The organism is Amycolatopsis kentuckyensis, assembly GCF_002155975.1.
Lineage (GTDB): Bacteria > Actinomycetota > Actinomycetes > Mycobacteriales > Pseudonocardiaceae > Amycolatopsis > Amycolatopsis kentuckyensis.
In genome coordinates this window covers 1-5,738 of sequence record NZ_MUMI01000033.1, presented here as the reverse complement: position 1 = coordinate 5,738, position 5,738 = coordinate 1, and the positions used below count along the sequence as shown (strand labels likewise).

General features: G+C 67.3%; 5 protein-coding genes. 3 read left to right on the top strand and 2 right to left on the bottom strand.

The window, feature by feature from the left end; genetic code table 11:
- Together add and CCN39_RS49205 are read left to right on the top strand one after the other, a co-directional pair.
- The coding region (gene add, locus CCN39_RS03530) for an adenosine deaminase (RefSeq protein ID WP_086838369.1) at positions 1 to 895 on the top strand (895 nt) is incomplete at its 5' end.
- Positions 895 to 2,316, top strand: a complete 1,422-nt coding sequence (locus CCN39_RS49205; RefSeq protein WP_143263932.1) for an ApeA N-terminal domain 1-containing protein — start codon at positions 895 to 897, stop codon at positions 2,314 to 2,316. The genes add and CCN39_RS49205, both read left to right, overlap by 1 nt.
- A gap of 30 nt (positions 2,317 to 2,346) precedes the next feature.
- Here the strand turns inward: CCN39_RS49205 and CCN39_RS03525 are convergent, their stop codons facing one another.
- Both CCN39_RS03525 and CCN39_RS03520 read right to left on the bottom strand, forming a co-directional pair.
- Complete coding sequence (locus tag CCN39_RS03525) at positions 2,347 to 3,711, bottom strand: vWA domain-containing protein (RefSeq protein WP_086838368.1); 1,365 nt, start codon at positions 3,709 to 3,711, stop codon at positions 2,347 to 2,349.
- Positions 3,708 to 4,589: an AAA family ATPase gene (locus tag CCN39_RS03520; protein ID WP_086838367.1), complete on the bottom strand. Its 882-nt coding sequence runs from the start codon at positions 4,587 to 4,589 to the stop codon at positions 3,708 to 3,710. Before CCN39_RS03520 ends, CCN39_RS03525 begins: the two co-directional genes overlap by 4 nt.
- A gap of 63 nt (positions 4,590 to 4,652) precedes the next feature.
- Here CCN39_RS03520 and mgrA point away from each other — a divergent pair, with 63 nt between their 5' ends.
- Entirely contained in the window at positions 4,653 to 5,681 is a 1,029-nt protein-coding gene (gene mgrA / locus CCN39_RS03515) for an L-glyceraldehyde 3-phosphate reductase (RefSeq protein ID WP_086838366.1), read from the top strand.
- Positions 5,682 to 5,738: the final 57 nt, after the last annotated feature.

Sequence of the window (5,738 nt, the reverse complement as noted above, 5' to 3'; positions counted from 1 at the left end):
GAACGGCGTCGACGTCCCCGGCGAGCCTCCGGTGTTCGACGGCTTCCGCGCCTTCGCCGACTACAACGCGCTCATCCGGTCCTGCCTCCAGCGCCCGGAAGACTTCGAGCGCATCGCGCGCGAGTACTGCGAGGACGAAGCCGCCCAGGGCACGCGCTACACCGAAGTCACCTTCACCGCAGCCTCGCACGGGGAACGCCTGGGCGACCTCGAAATGCCCCTCGCCTCCGTCCTCAAAGGACTGTCGACGAGCACGGACCTGGAGTGGCGGCTGCTGCTCGACCACTCCCGGCGCCGATCGGTCGAGCGAGCCGAGCGCACCCTCGACCTCGCCCTGAAGTACGACGAAGTCTTCGCGATCGGCATGGCGGGCGAGGAAAACCACTCACTGCGTCCCTTCGCGACGCTCTTCGAGAAGGCCCGCGCGGCCGGTATCCACCTGCTCCACCACACCGGCGAAGACGCCGGGCCCGACAGCATCCGCGAAGCCCTCGACGTGGGCCGGACGGAACGGCTCGGCCACGGCATCCGCGTCCTCGACGACCCCTCGCTGGTCGCCGAAGTCCGGGACCGCGGGCTGGCCCTGGAGGTGTGCCCCTCGTCGAACGTGACGCTGGGGCTGGTGCCGTCGCTGCCCGGGCACCCGCTCCCCCGCCTGCTCGACGCGGGCCTGACGGTCACGCTCAACACCGACGTCCCCTCCGTCACCGGCGCCGCGCTGGCCGAGGAGTACGCACGGGTGCAGAAAGCCTTCGGCTACGACGACACCACGATGGCGGACTTCGCCCGCGCAAGCGTCACGGCGTCCTTCGCGCCCGAAGCGACCAAGAAGGCCATGCTGCGGGGCATCGACGCCTGGCTCACACCTGCAAGTCAACTTGCGCCGGAGAACTGATGAAACCATTCGACACAGCAGGACGCTTTTGGCTACTCAACCACGAGGAACTCGTGCTGCCAGGCAGACTGCATTTCGATCCAAACGAGGGCATTGAACTGTCATTGATCGGCAGGTTCGAATACGAAGGCGTAGATACCGGAGACGCAGCCACGAGAATACTCGGGGTCTGCGATTCCGGCCGCGTCACTCTGAACAGAGTCTTCTTTGCAGGCGAGACGAGCCGAAGTTCGGGCCTGAACGAGTCCCGATACCGAGCCAATCAATTATTTGTAGGCCATCACTTTACAGAACCCACGATTGAAGTCACCGCGGCAACCACCGAGTTCACTCGATTGTCCGACTGGGTGAACGAAACCGGAATCACGAAAACGTTCGATCCTCGCGACCCGACATCCAACAGACCGAGTAGATATTCTGTATCTTGCACGGCCACGCCCGCCAAGTCGGGCAGTTTCTCCCGCGGACAGGTCATACTAAACTCACATTGGCAAGAAGCAGAGGCATCACAACACTCGGTGCAACTGAATTTCTGGCACTCCATCAGGATCGAGTACCAAGCGCCTCAGCGCTTCGACTTAGTTCAAGGTGACGTAGCCAGGATCCAGAGTCTGATCACAATGTGCACGGACTCCTTCGCAGCATTCACCCGCTTCATGGTCGAATCACCCGATGCCGACATCACCATGCTCGACGGAACCCGGACAGATATCAAACAGCCGATCGAGTTTATCGCCACCACCATACACTCGAAGAACAATCAGACAAGAACCGTCAAGAGAAATTTGTTCGCGTTCGTCACCTTCACAGAAGCAGGAGGAGTCGAGACGATCGCAAGATGGCTCGATCGCGCAGAATCGTTTCAACGCCCACTCAACGTCATGATGAGCATAAGACACAACGCTCAGATGTACGTGGAGAACAAGTTCCTCAATGTAATGCAGGCCGCCGAAGCCTACCATCAAATAACTCAAGGTAGTACACACACGGACAACGAGACCTTTACGAAACTCGTTCAAGATATAATTGCCGCCACCCCCACCGAGCACCAAGGATGGCTGGAAGAGAAGATTCGCTTCATCAACACGCCAAGTCTCAATAAACGGATGAGACAGCTTGCACGATCCGCCGGACCAGGCATCAGGGGCTTAATCAGGAACGTCGACCACTGGTCTTTCACAGTCGCAGGCGCCCGAAACGAACTGACACACCTAGGCAAGAAATCTGGTAGTATAATAGGAACCGACTTATACCATCTCTCCGAGTCTGTTTACATAGTTATTCGAAACTGCATGCTACTGGAGGCCGGGGTACCTGAAACAGAGTTATCGACAAAAGTCGACTCGCACGCGTTGATGCGACACGCTGATCAGCTCCAAAGGAGCATCCAACGTGTACGCCAGCAGCTACGCGAACCGTAGAAGCCATGCTGCGCGACATCGACGCCTGGCTCACACCGGCAGCAGGCGGGTGACCAGCGTGCCGAGCTGGTGCACCGTGCGGCACTCGTGCATCCCCACGACGTCGGCGTACTCCAGCGCCGCCGAGTCCCCCGTGGACCACAGCGAGCGGCGCTCGGGGTTCAGCCAGTAGACGTGGCGCGCGCGGGCCTTGATCGCGCGGACCGCGTCGAGGTTGGGGTCGCCGCCGTTGGTGCGGGCGTCGCCGAGGATCAGCACCGACGTCCGGGGGCCGACCGCCTCCAGCCAGTTCTCGGTGAACTGGCGCAGCGAGCCGCCGTAGTCGCTGTGGCCGTCCCAGCGCACCAGAGCCGCTTCGGACAGCATGCGCGCGCCCAGGTGCTCGGGGTCGGCCATGCCCGTGGTGACCAGGTGGGTGACCTCGTCGGCGCTGTCGACGAAGGCGAACACGCGGATCTTGCTGAACTGGTCGCGCAGCGCCTGCACCAGCAGCATGGTGAAGTTCGCGAACCCGGCCACCGAACCGGAAAGATCGCACAGCAGCACGATTTCCGGCCGTCCGGGCCGCCGGTGGCGGTAGGCCGGGCGCAGCGGCACGCCGCCGGTCGAGAGCGACCGGCGCAGCGTGCGGCGCAGGTCGATCTGGCCCCGCGTCCGCCGGCGGCGCCGGGCGGCCAGGCGCGTCGCCAGCTTGCGGGACAGCGGCTGGATCGTGCGGCGCAGTTCGGCGAGCTGGTTGCGGCTGGCGATGAGGAAGTCGACCCGGTCGGCCGCGGGAGCGATCGCGTGCTTGGCGACGCGTTCGCGGCCGCGGACCTCGGCCGCGCGGCGGCGCGCCTCGGTGCGGATCTGCCCGCGGAAGCCTTCGACGCGGCGGCGGATCTCGTCGCGGTCGAGCCGGTCGGTGAACTCGCCGCGCGCGCCGCCGCCGCGGACCGCGGCCAGCACCCGGGCGATCAGCGTCTGCGGCTGGAGCCGTTCCAGGGTCTGGTGGGCCGAAAAGCCGCCGCCCGGTCCGGACGCCGAGCCGTACTGGCCCAGCATGTCGACGGCGAGCCCGGCCAGCTGCGACAGCGCCTGCTGGTCGCCGTCGGCGAGTGCCGCGGCCAGCTCTTCGCGCAGCTCCTCCAGCGTCGTCGGCTGGTCTTCGCGGGCCCGCTCGGGCGCGCCGACACCCGCCGGGAAGTAGAGGTCGAACGCGGCGTCGAAGACCGCACGCTGCCCGCCGCGGCGGACCAGCGCCGCGGCCAAGCCTTCGCGGACCAGCGCCCGGTCGTCCAGGCCGAGCACCTCCAGCGCGGCGGCGGCGTCGACCGTCTCGCTCGGGCCCGCCGGGATGCCCTGGGCCCGCAGTGCCTTGACGAACGCCGCGAGCCGCTCCGGCACGCCGGTCACGACGCGTCCAGGACCTGTTCGAGCTGCAGGCCGGCGCCCGCCTTGGCGATGTCGTCCTGGTGCTTGAGCACGACGCCGAGGCTCTCCCGCACGACCCGCTCGTCCAGCGTGGACGCCCCGAGCGCGAGCAGGGTGCGCGCCCAGTCGATCGTCTCCGCGACCGACGGCAGCTTGCGCAGGTCCATCGCGCGCAGCGCGGCGATCACCCGGACGACGGAATCGGCGAGGGCGGTGTCGATCCCGGGGACCTTGAGCCGGACGATGTCGCGTTCGAGGTCCTCGTCCGGGAAGTCGATGTGCAGGAACAGGCACCGGCGGCGCAGCGCCTCGGACAGCTCGCGCGTCGCGTTGGACGTCAGCACGGCGAACGGCGCGCGCGTGGCGGTGATCGTGCCCAGCTCGGGCACGGTGACCTGGAAGTCGCCGAGCACCTCGAGCAGGAGGCCTTCGACCTCCATGTCGGCCTTGTCGGTCTCGTCGATCAGCAGCACGGTCGGCTCGTCGGAGGAGATCGCGGTGAGCAGCGGGCGGCGCAGCAGGAACTCCTCGCCGAAGATGTCGGTGCGGGCCTGCTCCCACGTCTCGTCGCGGCCGGCCGTGATCCGCAGCAGCTGCTTCGCGTGGTTCCACTCGTACAGCGCGCGGGCCTCGTCGATGCCCTCGTAGCACTGCAGGCGCACCAGCCGTGAGCCGCTGACCTGGGCGACGGCCTTGGCGAGCTCGGTCTTGCCGACCCCGGCCGGGCCCTCGACCAGCAGCGGCTTGCCGAGCCGGTCGGCGAGGAACACCGTGGTCGCCACCGCCGTCGAGGCCAGGTAGCCGGCTTCGGCCAGTTTGGCCGACACGTCGTCGACGGAGGTGAAGAATCCGGTGCCCACCACGTGCCTCCTAAGCGGTCGCTCACCAGGAGAGTACCCGAAGAGCGGGCTAGCATCGGCCGCGTGACCTACGTTGCCGCATCCGGCCGATACGACTCGATCCCCTACCGGCGCTGCGGGCGCTCCGGGCTCAAGCTGCCCGCGATCTCGCTCGGGCTGTGGCACAACTTCGGCCACGACCGGCCCCTGGAAACCCAGCGCGCGATCACCCGCCGCGCGTTCGACCTGGGCATCACCCACTTCGACCTGGCCAACAACTACGGCCCGCCGTACGGCTCGGCGGAGGAGAACTTCGGCCGGCTGCTGGCCACGGACTTCAAGCCCTACCGCGACGAGCTGGTGATCTCGACCAAGGCCGGCTACGACATGTGGCCCGGCCCGTACGGCGAGTGGGGCTCCCGCAAGTACCTGCTGTCCTCCCTGGACCAGTCGCTCGGGCGGCTGGGCCTGGACTACGTCGACATCTTCTACTCCCACCGCTTCGACCCCGAGACGCCCTTGGAAGAGACGGTCGGGGCGCTCGACGCGGCCGTCCGCGCCGGGAAGGCGCTGTACGTCGGGATCTCGTCCTACAGCTCCGAGCGGACGGCCGAGGCCGCGCGGCTGCTGCGCGAGCTCGGCACACCGCTGCTGATCCACCAGCCGTCGTACTCCATGCTCAACCGCTGGATCGAGGACGACGGCCTCCTCGACACGCTCGAGCAGGCGGGCGCCGGCTGCATCGCCTTCTCCCCGCTGGCGCAGGGCCTGCTGACCGACCGGTACCTGAAGGGTGTCCCGGAGGATTCGCGCGCGGCGCAGGGCAAGTCGCTCGACCCGGACACGCTCGACGAGAACCGGCTGGGCCGGGTCCGCGCGCTGAACGACATCGCCGGCCGCCGCGGGCAGTCGCTGGCGCAGCTCGCGCTGGCGTGGGCCCTGCGCGACAGCCGGGTGACGTCGGTGCTGATCGGCGCGAGCAGCGTGAAGCAGCTCGAGGACAACGTCGGCGCGCTGGGCAACCTCGAGTTCTCGGCCGAGGAGCTGACCGAGATCGACGGCCACGCGACGGACGCGGACATCAACCTCTGGAAGCGTTCGTCGGACTCCTGACGCGGCCGGCCCACCGCGGCGGCCCGGCCGGCATCACCCGGGCCGGCCGCCGCAAGT